Annotated in this window: 1 protein-coding gene; it reads left to right on the top strand. The window is 58.1% G+C overall.

All coding sequences use genetic code 11. The annotated features are described in order from the left end of the window. The first annotated feature begins 113 nt into the window (after positions 1–113). Positions 114–521 (top strand): hypothetical protein, encoded by a 408-nt coding sequence (locus AZG88_RS28980; RefSeq protein ID WP_061699863.1) that lies wholly within the window; start codon positions 114–116, stop codon positions 519–521. Positions 522–645 lie beyond the last annotated feature (124 nt).

Here is a 645-nt window from a genome sequence, read left to right as displayed (position 1 = left end):
CAACCGAGTGAAGAGCCGGACAACCCGATAACGCGGGTGACGAAACCTGCGACAAAAGCCGTACTCGAGCGGGCATTCTCCGCGCGACACTTCCCCGACACATCGGTTCCGGTATGACCCCGAAGTTGGCCGAACTGTCTCTTCGGCATATCGACCCGTCGAAGCTCCTGCTCGAACGCGACGAGCAGACTGGCGCACCGCCGGCGTGGTTCAAGGAGATGGGTGAAGGCGGCGCAGTTCTCGTCACATTGGAGACGAGGTTTCATCGCGCCAACATCATGTATGTCGGAGTTGCAGTAACAGGTATGTATGCGAACGACGAACAGATGGGCATGGGACGCCAAGGGGAACCGGATTCGTCCACACTCGACGCCGCATCGGACGACGAGAAGTTGACGTTTATCCAAGGCGCCCTGGCTGACCTGTACCCGAGTTTGCGCGCCGAACTGCAAATTCTCTCCAGCCGTTTCGGCGGAATCGCTGGAATCACACTGCAACCGGATCCATTGCTCAACGGTTGATCCCGACGCGTGGACCTCTTGTATGTGCCCTGATTTCAGCGAACCTCTCGGAGTTGTCAGACAGCGTGGTAACCGATGACACGTGCCGCGCCATTCCTATCAGTGAACTGTGGCAGATGACACG

The sequence above is a fragment of the Rhodococcus sp. LB1 genome, from assembly GCF_001583455.1.
In the GTDB taxonomy this organism is placed as follows: domain Bacteria; phylum Actinomycetota; class Actinomycetes; order Mycobacteriales; family Mycobacteriaceae; genus Rhodococcus_F; species Rhodococcus_F opacus.
This window is presented reverse-complemented; position numbering and strand designations above follow the sequence as displayed.

Excerpts from the sequence above, each read along its gene's own strand:
- AZG88_RS28980 (WP_061699863.1), top strand. The coding sequence starts at position 114 with ATGACCCCGAAGTTGGCCGAACTGTCTCTTCGGCATATCGACCCGTCG.